We start from the raw sequence: 21,967 nt of genomic DNA on the forward strand, positions 1-21,967 counted from the left end.
TTGTTTAATAAAAAAGAACAATTGCCACCATTATGCAAAAAAACCTCAAAAAGATTATCAGCTTTCTACAAGTTGTTGACTCCGGTTCATTCACGAAAGCCGCAGATATTTTAGGGCTAAGCCGCTCTATGGTTAGTGTGGATATCAAACAATTAGAAACTCAGCTCAATGTGAGCTTGCTGACACGAAATACGCGGAATATTGCATTAACAGAAGTGGGAAAACATTTCTATGACGACTTTAAACGTATTCAAAGTCAAATAGATGAAGCTTTCGAAAAAAGCCAAAATTTAGGCACTAATATTGTAGGTTTGCTGCGCTTTTCATCAACGAGTGAGTTTGGCCAACGTTTTATTTTACCACTACTACCTGAATTTTGCCGCCTTTATCCTAAGCTAAGGTTACAGTATTCATTTAACTCATCCTTAGATGACCTTATCACAGAGAAACTCGATTTATCTATTCGGTTAGGTAATTTAAAAAATTCATCCCATAAAATGAAAAAACTGGGTGAATATGAAATTTACTTAGTTGCCACCCCTGAATTTCTAAAAAAACACCCAATCAAACAACTCACTGATTTAGCAAATGTTCCATGGATTAACCATGCGTTATTAAACTGGCAAGATCCGCAATATTTTTTACAGAACGCAAAAAATGAAAAATATTACTTACCTCTAATTAAAAACCAATACGAGTCTAATTCTGCCGCCGTTATTCACCATATGGTGTTAGCCTCATTAGGTATTGCAATATGCCCAGCTTGGATGGTTGATGATGACTTGCGGTATGAACGCTTAGTTCATGTATTACCTGAATACCGTTTGCCGAAACAAAATATTCAATTACTTTACCCAAGTACTTTTGTTTTACCGGCTAAGACCCGTGCTTTTATTGATTACTTAGCAGATAAATTAGCGGTAAAGAAATAAAGATAGGTCGGTTCAATGTTTCTAAAATAGAGATTTCTAATCTACCACAGTATAATAGCCATTTTCCTAATCGGAAATGGCTATTATGCCCTCCATGGCATAATAGTTTGCTTTATTTCTTAGATGCTAAATAATCTTGTAGAGTGCCTTCCGGTTTTTTCTTACAAAACTCAACAATCAGAGGGACTTCAGCAACACTTTGCTCTGTTAGTGAAACATAATCTCCACCTTTAAATTGCGTTTCTTGGTTTGTTACCCATAACGCAATAGGTGCCCAGCTTTGAGGATCTAAATTAATAAATTGCTGACAAGTCATATTCTCAGGTGTAACCGTATTTTTGTCTGCTGCCATTGAGTTAAATGAAATTGTAGATACAGCAAATAATACGCTAGATATAATAACCTTTCTCATTTTGAACTCCATTGGAAATTTTAAATATAGGATTATGTAGCCATCTATTATTAGCATATTATTTATATAAATTATATATTCTAATTTTGATGATTAATTTCATACTGAGTTAAACATTTTAATAATGAACATTAAAAATAATCAGCTATAAATAAAAACAAAATAAGACCATCAATAAATGATTTATTTTATGTGAAATCCACTTATAAAAGTGCCTATAAATATTTAGTTATACTATTTTCACCTCCATCTCTACAATGTCTTTTATTGGCTCATTTATACAAAAGAAATACGGACCAGTTAGATATAAAAATTATATCTAACTGATTAAAAATTTTAATTTTAAATGAGTATCTACGATAATAAAATATGATTTACCATCTTGATACTTATACTTCAAAAAACGCAGGATGACTCTGTTTATAAACTCACCCAAAACACGCCAGTTTCTCGGATCTCTGTAAATTGATTTTGGAATTCGACTAAGTTTTGTTCTGGATTTAATGCGCTAAATCGTTCTGGATGCATAAATTTAGCCATAGCTTCAATGGCAAATATATTCATCGGATTGTTGTAAAAATTATGGTAAATCGCCATAACGCGCTTTTCTTTAACTGCCGTTAATGATGAGATCCCTTGTCTATCCATTAATACTGATAACTGCTTCTGCACGTTAGCTTTATTTGCATTATATCCTAAGCTTACTGCGAGCGAGCGACGATTAAAGTTGTGCCAATCGGCGCCTGTCAGTAAATAATATTCTGGGTTTAATGTAATAATATTCTCAATGGAACTTTCAGCCCCTTTTGCAGGAAAGCTATCTGCAACTAGATTATTTCCACCTGCCAGGGCCGCTAAAGAACCGTAACCTGAACGACCATAAAGTTGACAACAATTATCCGTAAATAACCCTGCATTCGCTTCAATCAAGACAGTTGGAAATGGCTGAGATAATTGGCTTTCAATCGCATCTAATTTTTCGTGGTACAGCTTTGCAAATCGTTCCGCTCTTTCTTGTGTTCCTAATAACTCACCTAATAATAAAATACTTTTTGGCGTGTTTTTCGCGATATCCATTCGAAAATCAATAAAAATGACTTGGATACCAGCTGCTTCAAGTTGCGGTAAAATTTGGCTATCACGCATCGCGCCATAATTAGCCTTATGCATAATTACCACATCAGGCATTAGCTCGATCAGTTTTTCAACTTGGAGGCCGGCTTCACGAGTTTTCTTTAACGTTGGAATTTGGCCTAATTCAGGCAACATACTGAAATAAGCTTGTTTTAAATCTGGTGCGTACTGTGTAAGTGAATCACTCCAACCCGCAATACTGGATATCCCTCTTTTACCCGCAGCAATATCCACGGACAAAATATCACGGCTATCCACCAGAAATAACTTTTCAACGGGAAGATTAACGGTGACTTCACGGCCTTGTAAGTCAGTGATCACCGTCGGCGTTTTTGCCTGTGCCCAAAGACTTAATATGCACAATAATCCTGTGAGAAATAATTTCATGGAAAATCTTTTACCTTAAATTTAAAGAGGTTGCTATGAATAAAGCCACTGTGAAGTGGCTTATTTTTGACTAAAACATCCAACTAGAACGTCACACTGTAATTCAGAGCAAAGGTTCGACCACGGCCTTTATAATCGTACAGGTTTGCAGCACCGTATTTAGGGCTATATAAGCTTTGTGCTCGTTGCCCCCAAATTGTGGAGTAATTTTTATCCAGTAAGTTTTCAACTGCAAAACTGACTTTACCCACTGGCAACATATAACTTCCTAATAAATCAACGGTATTATAGCCATCAAGTTTCTTACCAGCCGCATCCGTTAAATTGAACGTTTGTTGGCTTTGTAAGCGTAGTGCCCAATCATTCGGTTCCCAACCAATATAAGCATTCACTTTTGACGGGCTCGCGAAGTCAACACTCCATTTTTCCCAGCTACCATCCACTTTAGTTTCTGATTTTTGTAGATTGAAATTACTTCCTACACTCCAATCTGAATCAGCAAAGAAGTAATCCACCGCGCCTTCAACCCCATAAATACGGCGTTTATCGGTTTTCATATAGATGCTCATGTCATCTTTATTAATGCCGTAGCTTCTATCAGATAATGAATAATAGGTAGCAACTTGCGTGCGCAGGTTTTCCCCTGTATAGCGCCATCCTAACTCAAAGGAATTAACCTTGATTCCTTTTACCTTGGTATCATTAATGTTAACGCTTTTATTTAGATGATAGTGGCCATTGGCATCTGGAGTCTTCGCATAGTCACCAGTTCCGTAATACTTAGCAATATCAGGAATTTCAAAACCTTGAGAGAAATTAAACCATGTTTGTTGCTCTTCGGTTAGGTTAACCAGCAGCCCTGCGTTAAACAGTAAGTTGTTGTAATCCGTTTTCCCACCCGGTACTGCATCGGCTGATTTACCTTTGCCGTTAGCAATGGCTTCTTGCTGTGCATAACCAATAAAATCATCCACTTTATTTTCTGTGTACTGATAACGCACACCACCGCTTAATGTGAACATTGGCGTAATGTCATAACTACTTTGTAAAAATGTCGCCATATTCGTCGTGGTATAGCTTGGATAGCGGCCAATTTGGAAAGCTTTAGTTAAGTCCATCCCCCCGGATTCTTTCGCTTTATCTAAATCAAAAAACATTTGGTTCGCGCGAAATTGCTCATGCTCTGCATCCACACCATAAGTTAACGTTAATTCATCGATAGGTTGGCTATTGAACGTCAGCTTGGTTCCATAAAAATTGGTTTTTTGATCCGATGAGCTGATACTTGTAACATCTTTGCCAGTCAGAGTTGGGAAGGGATAAAACTTTTGTGATTCATCACGATAATAAACCTGTGCAACAAAATCCTGCCCAAATACATCTGCATTTGAATATTGTAAATTGAGCAAATTACGCTCAGTTCCCGGCAAACGGTCAGAACTTAATTTACTGCTGTTATAAGCTTCACCTTGCCCTTTAACCGCGGAAAAATTTTTTCCTAAATAGAGGCCGTGTTTACCATCAGACTCACTTTTATAATGCTGATAAACAGCTTGAACCTGTTGTTTTTCATCGATTTTGATAGTGCCTGACGCCATCACATCCAAGCGATCAGAAAATTGTAACCCTGTTTGGGTATTATCGATATTAATCGCATTACCTTTACCATCATACCAACCACCATAGCGTTGATAAGCAACAGAAACACGTCCGTGAGCGTTCTCGTTACCACCACTTACTGCTGCGGCAATATTTTCATCGTGATCCTTACCATTGTTAAAGCCTGTTTTTCCACCTAATTGCAGGGAAACTTGTTTTTCTTCTTGGCCTTTTTTCGTCACAATATTAATCAAGCCGCCGCTGCTACCGCCACCATACATCGCCGTAGCACCTGAAATAACTTCGATATGGTTAATATTAAAAGGATCGATGGAATCTAATTGGCGACTATCACTACGAGAAGAGTTAAGGCGTACCCCATCCACCATAACAATCATTGAACGGCCACGCATATTCATGCCATAGTTTGTCCGCCCTTGGCCGCTGACACTCATTCCTGGAATAAGCTGCGCTAAAATATCTTTTAACTCTTTTCCACCTTCAGCTTGCTGTTCAATTTCAGCATTATCAATCACCCATGTGGTTTGTGCCATTTCTGAAACTGATTTATACCCACGCGTAGCGGATACGGTTATGGATTCTTCTTTTTTATCAGCGGCAAATACGGAGAGAGAAAAAAAGGGTAGAAAGCAAGGGGAGATAATAAATAAATGCTTTATTTTCATTAAATTAAACCTTTACATTATTAAAATCGCTGTTATTGATTATAAAAATAAATCACAATATATAATTAAATTACTGTTTATTATTTTATCAAATAATTATTAACAACAGTAACTAAGAATCAAGATAAATATAAGAATTATTATTATTAACATCAAGAAATGAAAGGTTATTCAGTACTAATCACGCATCCTTGCGCAAAGTTTTCCTATTAATTACTTCACACTAACGACAGCGATATAATTCAATTTCCCACGATTTTGCCGAAAATGACGGAACATACGCAAAAATTGGGGGCGATTTTCTTTTTTCAGTGCATTACGGACAATCTTTAGTGCACCGAAAACGCCCTCATCGTAAATCAGCCCTTTTGGGGATAATAATGTCATTGGCCCGGTGTGAGAGAGCACTTGCTGGAAACCCGCTTGTTGAAATAATTCCACCCATTGTGTCTCAGGTAATGGCTGCGCTTTGACATTAATCGCCCGCTGCATTTGAGAAACCACATTTTGTACCGCTTGGGCATCCTTAAATGCAATATCGTGGGTTAATAGACAGCCCCCCGGTTTTAGTACTCGATAATACTCCTGCAATAACTTCGCTTTCGCTTTATCACCGTACATGGTCAGCATGGCTTCATTAATGACCACATCAAAGCTGTTATCTTCAAATGGTAATTTTGATGCATCCGCCATTTGGATTGTTACTAAATCGGTTAATCCTTTATTCGCCACATTTTTTTGTGCCTGAGCGAGCGCCTGCTTATCCATATCAATACCCGTAATATGGCAATGAAATTGGGAGGCTATTTCAATGGCGGTGGTTCCCATATTACAGGCTACTTCAAGGACTTGGCTGTTCTTATGTAACCCTGATTGGCTAAGTAGCCACTCAGTAGCTTCTTTTCCCCCTGGGCGTAGACGTTTTTTCCCCAAGCGCGCTAAAAATTTGTGCCCGGCTTCATGGCTGGTAAATGATTGGTCCATTCGCACCTCCAAGCTAGTGTGTACAAGCCGTTTCAGGCTCACGTAACATAACTAACAACATTTTTGCGGGCTCTAGCGCATCTACCGCATGAGGAATATTAGCGGGCATTCTGACGATTTCCCCCGGTTTAGCCATCACAGGCTTTCCTTCGATGGTGAGTTGTAAACTCCCTTCAACAACCATTACAATAGCGTCAAAAGGGGCGCTGTGTTCAGATAGCGCTTGGCCTTTATCAAAAGCAAATAAGGTGATATTTCCCCCGCCATTCTTCGCTAATACACGGCTAGCAATCCCCTGTTCAGTATAATTAATTAACTGGTTGATAATCAGCGCTTCTGCGGGTGTAATCGTGTTACTGCTTACTGTGTTATTGCTCATCGTTTAATATTCCTTAATTCAATCGTTTTCATTCAGTTATCTAAATAGCGGAATAACCCCTTGGGTCTGCCGGCCTTGATAATCCATTGGCGTAATTGCAACGGGTAATTGGTACAGCTGTGACAGGTTTTTTTCCGTTAAAATGTGTTCAGTTTCACCAAATAAACAGCCACTGCCGTTAAATAACAACAGTGAATAATCAGCGATATGCAGCGCATGTTGCGGGTAATGACTCGTAAACAAGATAGTCATTCCGCGGTGTATGGCTAAGTCACGTAATACGCTGAGCACACTGTCTTGGTTGGCGAGATCCAATGCGGATGTCGGTTCGTCAAGGATCAGGATTTCTGGTTCACTGGCTAATGCTCTCGCAATCATGACCATCTGTTTTTCTCCGCCACTGAGGCAGTTAAAAGGCTGGTCCGCAAACTTGCTTATGCCTAAGTACGCTAAGCACTGCTCTACAATTTGGTGATCTTTTTCATTAGGTGAGGCATACCAAGGCAAATGACGAATACGCCCGAGACTCACCATTGTGCGAACAGAGTAATGAAACAGTGAACCACTAAGCTGTGGAACATAAGCCACCGGTGCATTCAATAAAATATTGCCCGTTGCCCCTTTTTGTAAGCCGAGTAAGAGCTTTAATAAGGTTGTTTTACCACGGCCATTTGGCCCTAAAATCGCACCAATACTGCCTTTTGGTTGCCGAAAACTTAAGTTGGTAAATAACTGGCGTTGGGCAATGTTGAAATTAAGGTGTTCAACTTGGATCATAAATCGGCCACCTTTTTATTTAATGTGTGGATAAGTAACGCAAAAATGGGGGCGCCGATCAGGGCGGTGATCACACTCAATGGAATTTCTGCATTGGTCATACTGCGTGCGAAAGTGTCGACAGCCACCATATAAATCCCACCAATGACGGCACTGGCAGGCAGTAATATTCGGTGGTCATGCCCTACTATTAATCGTGCAATATGGGGAACAATTAGCCCTACCCAGCCAATAGTGCCGGATACCGCTACTGTCGCACTGGTGATCAAAGTAACGCTGAGTAACACCGCCCAACGGGTTCTATTGATTTTCATCCCTAAGGCTTGTGCATTTTCTTCCCCAAGGGACAGCACATTAATACGAAAACGCAGCGCAGAAATAACCAAAACACAGACCAGCACAACCGGAAAAATAATATTGAGCTTGAGGTAAGAGGCGCTAGCAAAACTGCCCATAAGCCAAAAAACAATGGTTTGTAACGTGTTGTTTGGGTCTGCAAAATAGGTAATTAACGAAATTAATGCAGCAAAAAAAGCATTAATAATGACTCCAGCAAGGATCAACATTAATAGCTGGCTACCTTGGCGATTCAAACCCAATAAGAAAACCAGCACGATAGCCAACAACCCACCGATGAAAGCGAATGAAATGGTGATAACTAAAGAGGAAAATAATAAAATGGCTAAAGCCCCGCCGAGTGCGGCGCCTGATGAAACACCAATAATTTGTGGCCCAACTAATGGGTTACGGAAAAGACCCTGCAAAGCCGCCCCCGCAACGGCTAACCCCGCCCCTGCTGTACCGGCTATCAGAACACGGGGTAAACGTACATTCAGCACAACATTTTGTTCTGTACGACTATAGTTCCCCACCATTTCGTTACCAAAAATAGTGTCATAGAGAATATGCCAAACCGCAGAAAACGAAACTGGGTAGCGGCCACAGCTGAGTGCCAAAACAAAAGTCAACAATAGGCAAATAGCGAAAACAAGCCAAAGATATTGGGGCCTACGCATGCGGTTTCCCCATTAAAGAAAGATAGTGTTGGCTGTTTTTGTTCATTTCCATTTGTAATATGTCGTCTATTTGCTCATCCGAAACGTCATAACCATAAAGTTGCTGATATCGCAGGCGAATTTCTTCCCTCAATGGCATTTTCATCGTTTCTGGGTGAAAAATCATCGATAACCATTGCCAGTAGAGTGGGGTTTCTTGGTTTGGTGCATCCCAGATAAAACCACCAATGGGAAGCTTATACACACGCTGGTTTTTCACTGCAGTGACTTCACTTAACATAGGGTTACGATAAACGTCAGCTGGCGATAACCCCTCTTCGAAATTACCCAACAGAATAATGTCAGGATCCCAAACCAGAATTTGCTCAATATTAAGGGTTCTTGGCCCAGTTAGGTCACGATTTAAACTCACCCCTCCCGCCAGAGCAAAATCCGCATTGTTGTGCGATGTTGAACCAAACGTTTGAATGCTTTGATTAAAATGTGAAAGATATAAAACTCGTGGCTGTTCAGATTCAGGAATTTTAGCGGTGGTTGCCGAGAGCGTATCGACAACTTGTTGACGCCACTGGATCATTTTTTGTGCTTTATCATTATGGCCAAGTGTTTGCCCCATTAAACGGATCCACTCTTGCGTATAGCTTTCTTGCCCATAATCGAGTGTTGCGACTGTCAACCCCGCATCTCGCATTGGTGAGATAATGTCATCCCCTCGGTGTCCCCATTGCCATACCAGATCGGGCTCGACATTAAGTAACGCTTCAATATTTGGCGTAAAATTATTCCCCACAACATTTGAATTCACCTGTAAAACTGGCGAAAACATTTGGCTTAGCATGCCATCCCGAGCGGCAACCTTTGCAAAAGGGTGCATTCCGACTAATTTTTCACTGCTTTCATCCATACCAACTAACATCGAAGCGGCAGGGATCGGGATCACGACAATACGTTTTGCAGGGGCTGACAAATGAATTTCATCACCCGACATATCTCTGAAATCAACGGCTTGTGATGCACTTGCGTTGGTCATCCCACCAATAGTTAGAAAAACAGCGGCGAGTCTAAAAGCATTATTTATCATAGGGTTATTCAGCTCTCTGCTAATATCTCAATTGATAATGTGTATGATTATCATTTATACTTAGGCCATTCTAAGACGACGTAAGAGGATGACCTATGACATTTGTCAAAAACGTTTTCCCCCATACACAATCGCTCAATGCCCTAAAATCGTGCTTGCTATTTAATGGGGTGGAAGATGAAAAACTGGCATTGCTGCTGGAAAATTGTGGCCATATTCGCTTTAAAAGCGGTGAAGTTCTGAATCATGAAGGGGAGCCATTCAAACATTGCCCCCTAATGATAAGCGGGCAAATCGAGGTGTACCGCCACACTTATCTGGGCGAGGAAAAAATTTTCGGTTTATTTTGCACAGGGGAAATCGTTGCCATCGCCGCGGTTTTTATGCCGCACAATCGCTATCCGATGAGTTTACGAGCGAAAACCGACGGTGAAGCCTTGCTACTCGATAAACGCGATATTTTACGACTATGCCATGCTTGCCCACAGATTATGGAAAAATTACTCATGCGTTTTAGTAGCAAACTGTATGAAAACATTAACCATATCGATTGGCTAACCTCAAGCTCTGCTGAACAACGATTAGCCGCTTATATCCTTGATTTAAAACACAAGCAATTGACTTCAAATATTATTTTGCCTTTATCACGAGGCCAGCTCGCGGCTAAATTAGGCATACGTTACGAAACACTCAGCCGGTTGGTTTCTGGCTGGCGGCAAAAAGGGTTTATTGATATCGAAAAAGACACTGTGCATATCCATAATGAAAACTACTTAACGCAATTATCTATTTCTGCACAGCGTCCATTTTAGGCATAACGCATTAACCAAGATTAATGCGTTTATTTATTATTAGAAATTATAGGTTACGCCACCATTCACATTAAACCCCATACCGGGGAATAAGGTACTGTCTTTTGCGGTGACAGTTTGGTTAGCAACCGATGTTGTCGCATAACGTTCATCCGTTAAATTATCCATCGACAAATACACAGACCACTGTTCTGTTGGCTTATAACTGCCTTTAAGTCCCAGTACGGCATAATGTTTACGCTTTTGAATATCAAGGTTGTTTTGGTGGTCAACTGCCATATCGGTTGGCGCCCAATGAATATTCGGTCCAACACTCCAGTCCCCAATTTCATATAACACCTCGGCAGCGACAATATTGCGTGGAATACCCGCGATATAGTTGCCATTATATTCTCCGCCCATAAAGCGAAAATCGTTATAAGTCCAAGAAACTCGGTAATTAATATCTCCCGGCCCTGCGCCAACGCGTCCCGCAAGCCCTGCTTCTAAGCCTTGATGGCGCGTTTTCGCGGCATAATTAAACACGCCCACAACAGTCCCCGCACTGTCATAAGTGGTGATATACTCATCTTTAATTTGGCTACGATACAGCGCTAAGTTCCATTTCAACCCATCCGTGACATCCCCTTCCCCTCCAATTTCATAAGTGATGGCTTTTTGTGGTGAAAGTTTCGTCAATTTTCCATTACTGGAGTTAATAATTTCCCAAAATGTCGCTGGTTCTTCACTCGCACTGATATTGGCAAAGTAGCGCTGACTTTCTGTTGGGCGCCAAATAACACCCGCTTTTGGTGTCCAAAATGTCCAACTTTGGTCTAACGACAAATGGCTTTGCCGTTTTTCCACATCACGGCGTGCATGCGTGCCTTTGACATCTAAATTAACTGTCACGGTTGGCGTAATATGTAAATCCACCCCAACACTGCCGTAGAGGTTTTCAGCTCGGCCATCATATTTGCCTATTTTTGTTTTGTCTGCGGGTGTCCCTTTACGATTTTGCATTAATTCGGTTTGTAGGGTCATCTGATCCCAAGCAAGTGCCGTGCGGTAAGTAACGGGTTCAGTCTCAATATTGTAGGTAAATTGCAGTCCTTCACTGTGGCTGCGACTAAAGCGGTAGTATGCGGGGGTGGTAAAATTATCATGGGTACGAATGTGCCAAACTCCTGCGCCAATCGCTTGGTTATCCACTTGCCAGTCAGAGCGGTTAGCCACTCGCAATTGCTCAACATTACGGTGTGGGTCACGCAACCATACCATCGGGTACACATCCGTTGGGTTATTATTTAGTACCTCTTCAGAAACTGGCCCCGCAACGTCAAAGCGAAAGTCTGTCCAGCTCAACCAAGTTCGGTTTTCAAAGTTATCGGTCACATAGCCAAAGTTGCTGCGTAACGTTTTACGTTGGGAAGCGGAGTGCTTGCGATAACCATCAAAATGGTCATAAGTGAAATTAACACGGCCATCAAATACCCCATCGTCAGAAACACCGCCGAAAGCAGTTTGTAACCCTTCACGCCCATGGGAGCCATACTCATAGCGTAGGCGGCCTTGTTCATTTCTGCCTGTGTAAGAAAGCACATCGAGCTCACCACCGAGGCTGTTGCTTTGTGGGTTTAGGCTATTTGCACCACGGCGCACACTCACCATCCGCGCATCACGCATTTCTAAGGTACTGATATGAAAACTGCCATCTGCATCCGTTGCAGGTAAACCATCTTGGAGCAGCAACACACCACGGGCAAGCGGTGCACTTTGCACGCCTGAGCCACGAATATTCAAACGTGGCTGGTCAATTCCCCCAAAGAAATTTTGGATAACCAACCCTGGCTGGTAATCAAGAGCATCTTGTAAAGTCGCAAGGCGAGTCTCTTTTTCGATAACCACTAAATTTGTTCCGCCTGCCACTTTTTCGAGTTTATCTTTTTCTTGCTGTTCACTCGGTACCAAGCGGCTTTGCCCTGTTGAAGACGTGACGATCAGTTTATCTGCTGTTACTGCTGGTGCAGCGAACCCAATTGGTGTCGCCAAAGATCCGATGCCTAAAGTGAGTGCAATACAATGCGCCAATTGGTGCCGTTTTAAACGATAAGACATATATTCACCCCAATAATAGTAATGGTTATCATTTTCATTTGAGGGGTTTAAAATAGAGGATGGGAATTGATATCCCTATGACATTTGTCAAAAATGCCTAGAGTGAACTTCGTTTTCAGGCTAATCACACATGTAATTAGCCAAGTGGCACTTTAATTTACTGTGGGTATCAAAGGATTAATAACCCATTTTATTTCATAGTAGTGTATTCGCAGTCCAAATACGACTACACACTTTTTCTAATAACGCTTTGTTATGGCTAAAAATAACCATTGTTAGTGGTCGCTCTTCGGATAATTTCACTAACAACTGCCAAATCTCTTTTTGCAAATTAGCGTCTAATTGTGCGGTGACCTCATCGGCAATTAAAATTTTTGTTCGCGGGTCAAGGGCTCGCAGTAACGCAATTCGGGCGAGTTCACCACCGGATAACTCACTAGGTCGCCTTTCTAACCAAGTAGGTTTAATTGAAAACTGATCCAGCCAATCTGCATCCGGTTGCCATGCATCAGATAAGCTCGCCCCTACGGTACGGTATGGATTAAAACTTTTTTCAGGGTGCTGAGGGACTAATTGAACAGGACAATAACCCTGCTGAGGTAACGGTTTCCCTTCAAACAAAATGGTTCCTTGGGTTGCATGTTGCCACTGAGCGAGTACTCGGCCTAACGTAGTTTTACCAAAACCACTGGGGGCAGAGATCCCAAGGCGTTCACCGCTAGTCAGTGACATGCTAAAGCCATCCCACAGCCGTCGGCCACCTTGTTCAATGCATAAATTATTTACTTGGAAAATAGGTTCAGTGATACTCATTTACTTGCCATAAATTGGTGTTCAGGTAATGCATTCCACAGCGATTGCAGCCATTTACCACCACCGCCTTGTTGCAGTTTTTGGCTACTTAACACGTCTTCCAGTTCGCCGTTACGTAACAAAGCGATGCGGTCAGCAAAACGCACGGCCATGGACAAATCATGGGTGACCCATAAAACACCTCGGCCATCGTGGCAGAGCGATTTAATGTTTTCGAGTAGCTGCATGGCATGGTCATCATCCAGCCATGATGAAATTTCATCCGCTAAAATATATTGCGCGCGCGAGAGTGTCGCACTACTGGCGAGTACCCGTTTAGCCATTCCACCGGATAACTGGTTTGGGTAGCTATCTACCAATGAGCCTTGCAGATTATATTGCTGTAAATGCCGTGCGACATCGTGCATTTTAATATGCTGCCCACTTAACACAGCGGCACGTTCTAATTGTGGGCCGATACGAATTAACGGATTAAGCGCATTAACCCCTTGAGGGATATAACATAATGCGTTTCCACGATGCTGAGCTTTGTTTTGTTCAGTCAGCTTTTTACCATTAAGGTGAATACCGCCACGACAGCGCATATTATGGGGAAGTAACCCCAAAACACTCTGTAATAACAAGCTCTTACCTTCTCCGCTCCCACCTACCAATGCAACCATCTCACCGGGCTGAATATCCAATGAAATCCCTTGCAGTAACGGCGACCAACGTTTACGCCCTAACCAACGAAATTGCGCGACATCCACGGTGAGATTATCAAGACTCAACATACGGCCCCCTTCAACCATAACTGTTGTAAGGCTTTGGCGAATTGGTCAAATAATAACACTAACCCAACTAAAGCAACGCCAGGGAAGACCACCAGCCACCACGCTCCTGTGCTGAGATAACGCAATGCATCAGACAATAAAATGCCCAGTGAGGGCTCATGGGGCGATAAACCAAAACCTAAAAAACTTAATGCTGCGCTGTGTAATACTGCGTGGGGAAACATTAATAACGTCCCGACCATCCATTGCGGCAAAATCATGGGTAAATAGTGATAGCGCCAGCGATAAAATGCACTGTTACCAATACGTTGAGATAACATAATGTAATCTGACTGGCTAACTCGTTGTAACTCCGAACGTAAAATTAAGGCGAGTTTTGGCCAATGCGTTAGTGCAACCGCCCAAATAACCCCCATTTTTCCGCCTCCCAACGTGAAACAAATCAATACCAGCAATAAAAGATGGGGTAATGCCAACATGGCATCAATAATACCACGTACCATATAGTCCATGGCTTTGCTTATTGAAGATAATCCGGCCATAACAAGCGCAATAAAACCACTGGTAATGGCCGCCATAAGGCCGATTTGCAAGCTGGTTGCCACACCTTGAAAAGTTCTGGCAAATAAATCACGCCCTAAATTATCTGTCCCAAATAGATGTGCCCACGACGGTGGCAATCGCCTATCGAGTAAATTCATTTCAATATCATTGAGGGAGAGACCAAACGCATAGATACTGACGATGACCAATAAAAGCAATGAGAAAGCTAACTTAAGCAAAGCACGATTCGGGTTATATGTCATGACGACCTCATCACTCCCTTATTCACTTTTTTTAGCAAGCTGTCGGCTATCGTATTGCTAAAAAATATTAGCGCAGCACATAACATCACGATCCCCATCAACAAGGGAATATCTCCACGTAACCCTGCATCAATCGTCGCCTGACCTAAGCCTGGATAGGCAAATACTTTTTCTGCTAATAATGCCCCACTCAATAATTCACCAATAGAAGCAAACTGCAAACAAATTGCGGGGGTGATGGCATGCTTTAGGACATGAAAGCCTATCATCGACCAGCCTTTATCTCCTTGAGCTTGTGCATAATGAATAAATTCACTGCTCATCACCTCAACCACTTTGGCACGTGTATGCAATGCGATATTGCCGACGCCTAACATACCCAACGCAATGACAGGTAAAACCAGATGATGAAGTTTTTGTGAAAATGTTGCCGTTTGCTCATCCAAGCCTATCGGCCAAGCACAGCATATCGGCGCCCACTGTAATGTCACCGCAAACAGAGACAACAACAGTAAACCCACCCAAAAAACAGGAATTGAAGCAAGTAAATAGCATAACGTTGAAATAAGTTTGTCTGGCCAGCGGTTTAAATAACGCCCCGCGACCAAACCCAACGCAAAACCAACAACGCCAGAGAACAGCCAAGAGCTAATAAGTAGGGCTAAAGAAGGCACAAGGCGGTCAGCAATCACTTGAATTACTGGGGTGTTATAGAGCATGGAATAGCCCAAATCCCCCTGTAAGACTTGTGAAAACCAGCGCCAGAACTGAACCCACAGTGGCTGATCAAGCCCCCATCGAGCAGCAATGAGCGCATATTGCTCAGGGGGTACGTGCAGTAAGTCATTGCCGATATAGGCTTTTATTGGGTCGATAGGCGAGTAACTCAGCAGGATAAAAATTCCTGCTGCCGTTACGGTTAATAAACAAATAAATCGCAATAAAAGCCCAAGTGCGGTTCGCATTACTGACAGGTCCACGCCCATTCATCGACATTATTTAACACTGACCAAGAGCCGTGAATTTCAGGGGCACTGGTGCCTAAATCAACACAATTATTCAGTAAATAAATATGTTGCAGGTTCATCAACCAAGCCCATGGGGCATCACCTTTAATACCCACCCCCGTGTTACCGTTCCAATCCACTTGTTGCCATAACGGGATCGCTGCGTCTTGGTCAGCTTGCGCTAACGCTTTTTCAATCAATTGATCGACTTCAGCATTTTTATAATAACCCGGGTTGTAAAAGCCAACACCCGCAGCCTTGCTGCTGTAATTATGGACAATCTCCATCGGATCTAAGCTTCCCCAACCAAACAGTGTTGGATTCGCATGCATATTGAGTTCAACGGTTTCCCAGCTCCCCGATTTTAAATCCATTTCGATACCAATGGGTTTTAAACTTGAACGGATTGCCTGAGCAAGGTCTCGACGTGTGGTATCACCACTGGCATACCATAAGGTTAGCTTAGCCACTTTACCGTCTTTTTCCCTTAAGCCATCTTTGTTTAGCTTCCACCCTGCCTCTTCTAAAATGGATTTCGCTTTCTCGAGATCGCCATCTTTAAAAGCGGAGTCTGGGTTATTCCATGGCAGCCCTGCAACACCGGTATAAGCCGGCACTGCAAAGCCCTCCAACACGGATCCCGCCAATAGTTTACGGTCAAGTGCATAGTTAATGGCTTTGCGGACAGCAACATCTGAAGTGATGTCGTTACCAATAGGGTTACCTTGAGCATCTTTCTCACCCGCAGGTGGAATTGGGAAAGAGATACCGCGATTTTCCACACTATAGCGCTCAACCAATTTCATGTTTTTCACATTATTAGCATTCGCTGCTACCGCAGCGGGAATACGGACGATTTCCAGTTGATTGCTTTGTGCCGCAGCAAAGGCCGCATCTTCATCAAGGAAAACAAAGACCATTTTACCAAAATCATTTTTTGGCCCTGCATAATATGGATTTTGCTCAACAATCAGTTGCTGCCCCGGTTGGAATGCGACTAAACGGTAAGGGCCTGCACCAATCGGGTTATGTGCGTAGGTTTTCGCATCATATTTATCGGCACAAACAATTCCTAACGAGCCTAATACATTCACAAAAGTACTTTGTGGGGAAGATAACGTGATTTTTACGGTGAGAGGGTCGATTTCCTCTGCTTTGGTAAAGTTGCCCATGTCCACCTTGCCGCCACTGGCTGCGGCATTGTTATAGGTAAAAACCACATCTTTAGCGGTTAATGGTGAGCCATCGGAAAACTTTAAGCCTTTTTTCAGTTTGAGCGTCCATTGTTTACCATCGGCATTATGTTCATAGCTTTCAAGCATATAGCTATGCCATGAAAGATCCGCTTTTTGTTTCAGTAATGGGCTATGCAACAGTAAATAACTACCGTGGCTCCACCCAAGCATTGGATCAAAACCTTCAGTGGGCTCTGAGCCAATGGCTAAACGTAAGGTTTGTGACTGAACGGGTTCTACCGCTTGTGCTTGCAGTGTAAGCCCCATCAGGCACACGGCTGCAACGATATTTTTAATCATACATCCCTCTATAGACAGGTTTTATTTTTTATTTCAAATCATCAATGTCGTTATTGTCATTGATGCCGCTATCGGTGAGATATTCACTATGTGTAAGGTAGCAAATATGAGTTATATTAAATTTAACGTCCTGATTGCTAGGCGCTATATCAAGAGAACCTCGAATTTAATCAAGAAACGGTAAAAATTGAGCCCCTGTTTGACCTGCCTTAACAATTACCCATCAATTTCTTTGTCAAATTCAATCGGGTTAGAGTGCAAGGACAAATTGGTAATAAAATTCGGGTCGTTCGACTGCCTTGATTGCAACCGAAATTGAGAAGGCGTCATATTATATTTTCGCTTAAAGACATCACAAAAATAAGCATTGCTTCCAAAACCGCAACGGTGACTAATTTGAAAAACAGAATAATTTGAAAAGGTTAAAAAATTCAGCGCCATTCCCATTCGCACATCGAGTAGTAATTGGCGAAAAGACACCCCTTCGCGGCTCAAATGACGGCGTAAAGTGGATGGCGTGGTAAATAACGCTTTCGCGACATCCTCTAAGTGCCATTTTTTTTGCGGTTCTTGAGTGATCAAATGGGTAATCGCTTGATTTTTCGGCTCATCATAATTGAAGCGAAAAAGATTTAGAATATCAATACCATCTTGATATATCGCCATTAAAATAAAATATAGGCTCTGTCTCATTAGCAATGCTTCTTGGGACTCACTCTGTTTTTTTAATGGTAAGCATTGTTTTAATAAACTAAAGTTATCTCTCACGGTTTCTGGGGGAGACACATGGTAAATGGGTTGGTGGCTAGTCAGAGGTGCACCCGACTTCATTAAGGTCTTCAGTAATAAAAATACCGGTTGTAATTCATCTGCCGACATCGACAATGTGTGCAATTCAAGCGGCTGCTTCACGGTATTACACACAATATTGCAAGAAACTTGACTATATTTAGGAATAATTAAGGTGACATCGCTTTCAATTTCAATGGATTGACCGTTGATCACAACATTTCCTTTCGCGCCCGTCAGCATGGCTATCATCGCATTTTCAATATAAAACGCTTTTAACACCATTTGGCTTTCCGAAAGAAAGAATTTATATTCCATAATCTCTATAAACTGCCGTTAATGTCAGAATGACTTCCCAAGAAAAGGGATTGTTGAATCGATATAAAGTCACGTCGTAAAACATCTCAACCCCATATCAGTGCGGCTGAGAATATAGTCCTGTTACGCTGAAATCGCAATATAGATATACGCTCATTTTTTACTGTTATTTTGATGGTTGTTATATTTTCTAAATAAAATGCTGTTTAATTGAAAGGCAATTTTCGATATAAGGTGTAGAATCGCGCGGCAGACACATGCAGCCGATAACGCTGCATAATAATAATGATTTTGGTATTCACTCACACCCTACCCTACTTGCATTAGCTTTTACATCATAAGTACCCAATTTTTGTTAGGGGTATAGCTAAACATGTTCGCGTATTTTTAGTTGACTAAGTTGCAGGAGAAAGTATGTCTGATTTTTCAGGATCAGGCTGGTTAGCTGAAATCTTTTTACGATATGAACTAAAACATGGCGTCACCCGCTTAACGGATAAACAACATATCGGCCCTTTAATGGTTCAGCGGTCATTCTACCCCGAGCAAGGCATTGCACACACGTATTTACTTCATCCACCCGGTGGCGTTGTCGGGGGGGATAAACTTCTTATCAATATTGATGTTCAACCACATGCCCATGCGTTATTGACCACGCCTGGAGCAACAAAATTTTATCGCAGTGCGGGCGGTGTTGCGCGGCAAGTACAAACCTTAACGGTGGCACCTAATGGGTTCTTAGAATGGTTGCCTCAAGAAAACATTTTTTTCCCTGAGGCGCAAGTTCACATAGAGACCCATGTGCGGATCACCAGTTCATCAAAATTTATCGGCTGGGAAATCCAGTGTTTAGGCCGCCCTGTATTAAACGAACAATTCGACAACGGCAATATTCGGGGCCGATTGCAGTTTTATATTGATGACAAGCTCACCTTGGCAGAATCTATCTTTATCGACGGTTCTCAAAAACAATCGGCCGTCATGCGTGAGTTTCCCATGTTCGGCTCTTTATATATCTACCCCGCCAGCGATGAATTGAAAGCTGAACTTCAAGATAGCTTAGCCTGTTTTTTCTCTACCGATGTTAGGCCGCTTGAGTATGGGCTAACTGATGTGGACGGTATTTTAGTTTTGCGGCTATTAGGCTCTCAAACCGAGCCAATAATGGCCTGTTTTGCCCATATTTGGCAGGCAACAAGACAATACTGGTTAGGTTATTGTCCTGAGCCACCGCGTATTTGGGCTACGTAAACGTTTTTTAGGAGCAAAAAATGGAATTAACCCCAAGAGAAAAAGACAAATTATTACTTTTTACGGCAGGTCTCGTCGCAGAAAGACGCTTAGCGCGTGGATTAAAGCTCAATTACCCTGAGGCCGTCGCGCTAATCAGTTGTGCGATTATGGAAGGCGCCCGTGATGGTAAAACGGTTGCCCAGTTAATGAGCGAAGGTCGAACCGTGTTAACAGCAGAGCAGGTCATGGAGGGGGTGCCAGAAATGATCAAAGACATCCAAGTGGAATGTACATTTCCTGATGGCACAAAGTTGGTTTCTATCCACGACCCAATTGTATAGGTGGCAACATGATCCCCGGTGAAATTAAAGTCAATCAAGATTTAGGTGACATCGAACTCAATGCAGGTCGAGAAACCCAAATAATCCTCGTTGCAAATACAGGCGACCGCCCGATACAAATTGGCTCTCACTACCATTTTTACGAAGCAAACGAAGCGCTAAAATTTGCACGTGAAGGCACGCTTGGGTTTCGTTTAAACATCCCAGCGGGAATGGCTGTTCGTTTTGAGCCCGGACAGAGTCGCACTGTTGAGTTAGTCGCATTTAGCGGTAAAAGAGAAATTTACGGTTTCCATGGCAAGATCATGGGAAAATTAGAGAGTGAGAAATAATCATGAAAACCATCTCACGGCAAGCCTATGCGGATATGTTTGGCCCAACAACGGGTGACCGCCTACGCTTAGCAGACACAGAATTATTTTTAGAAATTGAAAAAGATTTTACGACTTATGGTGAAGAGGTCAAATTTGGTGGCGGTAAGGTCATTCGTGACGGTATGGGACAAAGCCAAGTAACCAGCGACCAATGCGTTGATGTGATAATCACCAACGCCATTATTCTCGACCATTGGGGCATTGTTAAAGCCGATATTGGCATTAAAAATGGCCGCATTGCGGGGATTGGTAAAGCCGGCAACCCTGATGTGCAACCGAATGTTGATATCGTGATTGGCCCCGGTACTGAAGTGGTTGCAGGCGAAGGTAAAATTATCACCGCGGGTGGTGTTGATACCCATATTCACTTTATTTGCCCACAACAAGCTGAAGAAGGCTTAGTGTCTGGCGTCACCACCTTTATTGGTGGCGGAACCGGCCCTGTCGCAGGCACCAATGCCACGACCGTCACGCCGGGGATTTGGAATATGTACCGCATGTTACAAGCCGTGGACGAGCTGCCGATTAATGTCGGTTTGTTTGGCAAAGGCTGCGTGAGTAAACCCGAGGCTATCCGCGAACAAATTGAAGCGGGAGCTATCGGATTGAAAATCCACGAAGACTGGGGTGCGACCCCGATGGCCATCCATAACTGCTTGAATGTGGCTGATGAAATGGATGTCCAAGTCGCTATCCACTCCGATACATTAAACGAAGGTGGCTTTTATGAAGAAACTGTAAAAGCTATCGCGGGGCGTGTCATTCACGTATTCCATACGGAAGGTGCTGGTGGCGGCCATGCCCCTGATGTGATCAAATCGGTGGGCGAGCCCAATATTCTGCCTGCGTCAACTAACCCAACCATGCCATACACCATTAATACCGTTGATGAGCATTTGGATATGTTGATGGTTTGCCACCACTTAGACCCATCTATTCCTGAAGATGTGGCTTTTGCTGAGTCCCGTATTCGCCGTGAAACCATCGCCGCTGAAGATATTTTGCATGATATGGGCGCCATTTCAGTCATGTCTTCGGACTCACAAGCCATGGGGCGTGTTGGTGAAGTGATTACTCGTACTTGGCAATGCGCTCATAAAATGAAATTACAGCGCGGAACTTTAGAAGGCGATACACCAGAAAACGACAATAACCGCATCAAACGTTACGTGGCGAAATACACCATTAACCCCGCTATCGCCCACGGTATTGCCCATGAGGTTGGGTCAATTGGAAAAGGAAAACTCGCGGATATCGTCTTGTGGGATCCCGCCTTTTTTGGCATTAAGCCTGCCTTGATCATGAAAGGCGGCATGGTCGCTTATGCCCCTATGGGAGATATCAACGCGGCTATCCCAACGCCTCAACCTGTGCACTACCGCCCAATGTTTGGCACATTAGGTAAAGCCAAATACCAAACGTCGATGATTTTTATGTCGAAAGCGGGTATTGATGCCGGCGTGCCTGAAAAACTCGGTTTACAGAGCAAAATTGGTCGTGTGGAAGGCTGCCGAAATATTAGTAAGGCATCCATGATCCACAATAGTTATGTGCCACATATTGAGCTGGATCCGCAGACTTACATCGTAAAAGCCGATGGTATTCCATTAGTTTGTGAACCTGCGATTGAGCTGCCAATGGCACAGCGTTACTTTTTATTCTGACCCCCGACGAAAGAGCCA

The 21,967-nt window shown here is 42.6% G+C and carries 21 protein-coding genes; 6 read left to right on the forward strand and 15 right to left on the reverse strand.

Annotated elements, in window-relative coordinates; translation table 11 throughout:
• Positions 1-32: 32 nt before the first annotated feature.
• The gene (locus tag PSF42_RS05580) at positions 33-932 is read left to right on the forward strand and encodes a LysR family transcriptional regulator (RefSeq protein WP_125890352.1); all 900 of its coding nucleotides are present in this window, start codon (positions 33-35) and stop codon (positions 930-932) included.
• A gap of 112 nt (positions 933-1,044) precedes the next feature.
• Here PSF42_RS05580 and PSF42_RS05585 read toward each other — a convergent pair whose 3' ends face one another.
• The 8 genes from PSF42_RS05585 to PSF42_RS05620 all read right to left on the reverse strand — a co-directional run bounded on the left by PSF42_RS05585 (position 1,045) and on the right by PSF42_RS05620 (position 9,387).
• Positions 1,045-1,344: an HdeA/HdeB family chaperone gene (locus PSF42_RS05585; RefSeq protein WP_272679603.1), complete on the reverse strand. Its 300-nt coding sequence runs from the start codon at positions 1,342-1,344 to the stop codon at positions 1,045-1,047.
• Between the two features lie 420 nt (positions 1,345-1,764).
• Positions 1,765-2,865 (reverse strand): ABC transporter substrate-binding protein, encoded by a 1,101-nt coding sequence (locus tag PSF42_RS05590; protein WP_272679604.1) that lies wholly within the window; start codon positions 2,863-2,865, stop codon positions 1,765-1,767.
• An 83-nt stretch (positions 2,866-2,948) separates the two neighbouring features.
• On the reverse strand, positions 2,949-5,150 hold the full coding sequence (locus PSF42_RS05595) for a TonB-dependent siderophore receptor (RefSeq protein WP_272679605.1): 2,202 nt from the start codon (positions 5,148-5,150) through the stop codon (positions 2,949-2,951).
• A 213-nt stretch (positions 5,151-5,363) separates the two neighbouring features.
• Positions 5,364-6,134, reverse strand: coding sequence for a class I SAM-dependent methyltransferase (locus PSF42_RS05600; protein WP_272679606.1), 771 nt, complete (start codon positions 6,132-6,134; stop codon positions 5,364-5,366).
• Between the two features lie 13 nt (positions 6,135-6,147).
• Entirely contained in the window at positions 6,148-6,513 is a 366-nt protein-coding gene (locus tag PSF42_RS05605) for a cupin domain-containing protein (protein WP_102137856.1), read from the reverse strand.
• Positions 6,514-6,549: 36 nt separating this feature from the next.
• Positions 6,550-7,290: an ABC transporter ATP-binding protein gene (locus PSF42_RS05610; RefSeq protein ID WP_213913072.1), complete on the reverse strand. Its 741-nt coding sequence runs from the start codon at positions 7,288-7,290 to the stop codon at positions 6,550-6,552.
• Entirely contained in the window at positions 7,287-8,306 is a 1,020-nt protein-coding gene (locus PSF42_RS05615; RefSeq protein ID WP_272679607.1) for a FecCD family ABC transporter permease, read from the reverse strand. Before PSF42_RS05615 ends, PSF42_RS05610 begins: the two co-directional genes overlap by 4 nt.
• Positions 8,299-9,387: an ABC transporter substrate-binding protein gene (locus tag PSF42_RS05620; protein ID WP_272679608.1), complete on the reverse strand. Its 1,089-nt coding sequence runs from the start codon at positions 9,385-9,387 to the stop codon at positions 8,299-8,301. Before PSF42_RS05620 ends, PSF42_RS05615 begins: the two co-directional genes overlap by 8 nt.
• A 95-nt stretch (positions 9,388-9,482) precedes the next feature.
• Between PSF42_RS05620 and PSF42_RS05625 the strand changes: the two genes are divergently transcribed.
• Positions 9,483-10,199: a Crp/Fnr family transcriptional regulator gene (locus tag PSF42_RS05625; RefSeq protein WP_125890361.1), complete on the forward strand. Its 717-nt coding sequence runs from the start codon at positions 9,483-9,485 to the stop codon at positions 10,197-10,199.
• Positions 10,200-10,238: 39 nt separating this feature from the next.
• Here the strand turns inward: PSF42_RS05625 and PSF42_RS05630 are convergent, their stop codons facing one another.
• From PSF42_RS05630 to PSF42_RS05660, 7 genes are all read right to left on the reverse strand, one after another.
• A complete protein-coding gene (locus tag PSF42_RS05630) occupies positions 10,239-12,296 on the reverse strand; it encodes a TonB-dependent receptor family protein (RefSeq protein ID WP_125890362.1) in 2,058 nt (685 codons plus the stop codon).
• A 195-nt stretch (positions 12,297-12,491) separates the two neighbouring features.
• Entirely contained in the window at positions 12,492-13,091 is a 600-nt protein-coding gene (locus tag PSF42_RS05635; protein WP_272679648.1) for an ATP-binding cassette domain-containing protein, read from the reverse strand.
• 14 nt (positions 13,092-13,105) lie between these two features.
• Positions 13,106-13,882 carry an ATP-binding cassette domain-containing protein gene (locus PSF42_RS05640; RefSeq protein ID WP_125890364.1) on the reverse strand — a complete coding sequence of 259 codons (777 nt, stop codon included), beginning with the start codon at positions 13,880-13,882 and terminating at the stop codon, positions 13,106-13,108.
• Positions 13,876-14,688: an ABC transporter permease gene (locus PSF42_RS05645; protein WP_125890365.1), complete on the reverse strand. Its 813-nt coding sequence runs from the start codon at positions 14,686-14,688 to the stop codon at positions 13,876-13,878. The genes PSF42_RS05640 and PSF42_RS05645 overlap by 7 nt, the downstream gene beginning before the upstream one ends.
• A complete protein-coding gene (locus tag PSF42_RS05650; protein ID WP_125890366.1) occupies positions 14,685-15,653 on the reverse strand; it encodes an ABC transporter permease in 969 nt (322 codons plus the stop codon). The genes PSF42_RS05645 and PSF42_RS05650 overlap by 4 nt, the downstream gene beginning before the upstream one ends.
• Complete coding sequence (locus PSF42_RS05655) at positions 15,653-17,197, reverse strand: ABC transporter substrate-binding protein (RefSeq protein WP_272679649.1); 1,545 nt, start codon at positions 17,195-17,197, stop codon at positions 15,653-15,655. The genes PSF42_RS05650 and PSF42_RS05655 overlap by 1 nt, the downstream gene beginning before the upstream one ends.
• A gap of 249 nt (positions 17,198-17,446) precedes the next feature.
• Positions 17,447-18,337 (reverse strand): AraC family transcriptional regulator, encoded by an 891-nt coding sequence (locus tag PSF42_RS05660; RefSeq protein WP_125890368.1) that lies wholly within the window; start codon positions 18,335-18,337, stop codon positions 17,447-17,449.
• Between the two features lie 414 nt (positions 18,338-18,751).
• Here PSF42_RS05660 and PSF42_RS05665 point away from each other — a divergent pair, with 414 nt between their 5' ends.
• Genes PSF42_RS05665 through ureC form a run of 4 tightly spaced genes read left to right on the forward strand, consistent with a single transcriptional unit; the run spans position 18,752 to position 21,949 of the window.
• Positions 18,752-19,588: an urease accessory protein UreD gene (locus PSF42_RS05665; RefSeq protein ID WP_272679609.1), complete on the forward strand. Its 837-nt coding sequence runs from the start codon at positions 18,752-18,754 to the stop codon at positions 19,586-19,588.
• 20 nt (positions 19,589-19,608) lie between these two features.
• Positions 19,609-19,911, forward strand: a complete 303-nt coding sequence (locus PSF42_RS05670; protein WP_004908484.1) for an urease subunit gamma — start codon at positions 19,609-19,611, stop codon at positions 19,909-19,911.
• 8 nt (positions 19,912-19,919) lie between these two features.
• Positions 19,920-20,243 carry an urease subunit beta gene (locus PSF42_RS05675; protein ID WP_125890370.1) on the forward strand — a complete coding sequence of 108 codons (324 nt, stop codon included), beginning with the start codon at positions 19,920-19,922 and terminating at the stop codon, positions 20,241-20,243.
• A 2-nt stretch (positions 20,244-20,245) separates the two neighbouring features.
• Positions 20,246-21,949, forward strand: coding sequence for an urease subunit alpha (gene ureC, locus PSF42_RS05680; RefSeq protein ID WP_102137871.1), 1,704 nt, complete (start codon positions 20,246-20,248; stop codon positions 21,947-21,949).
• The last annotated feature ends 18 nt before the right edge of the window (positions 21,950-21,967 follow it).

The organism is Providencia sp. PROV032, assembly GCF_028484875.1.
GTDB lineage: Bacteria > Pseudomonadota > Gammaproteobacteria > Enterobacterales > Enterobacteriaceae > Providencia > Providencia rettgeri_E.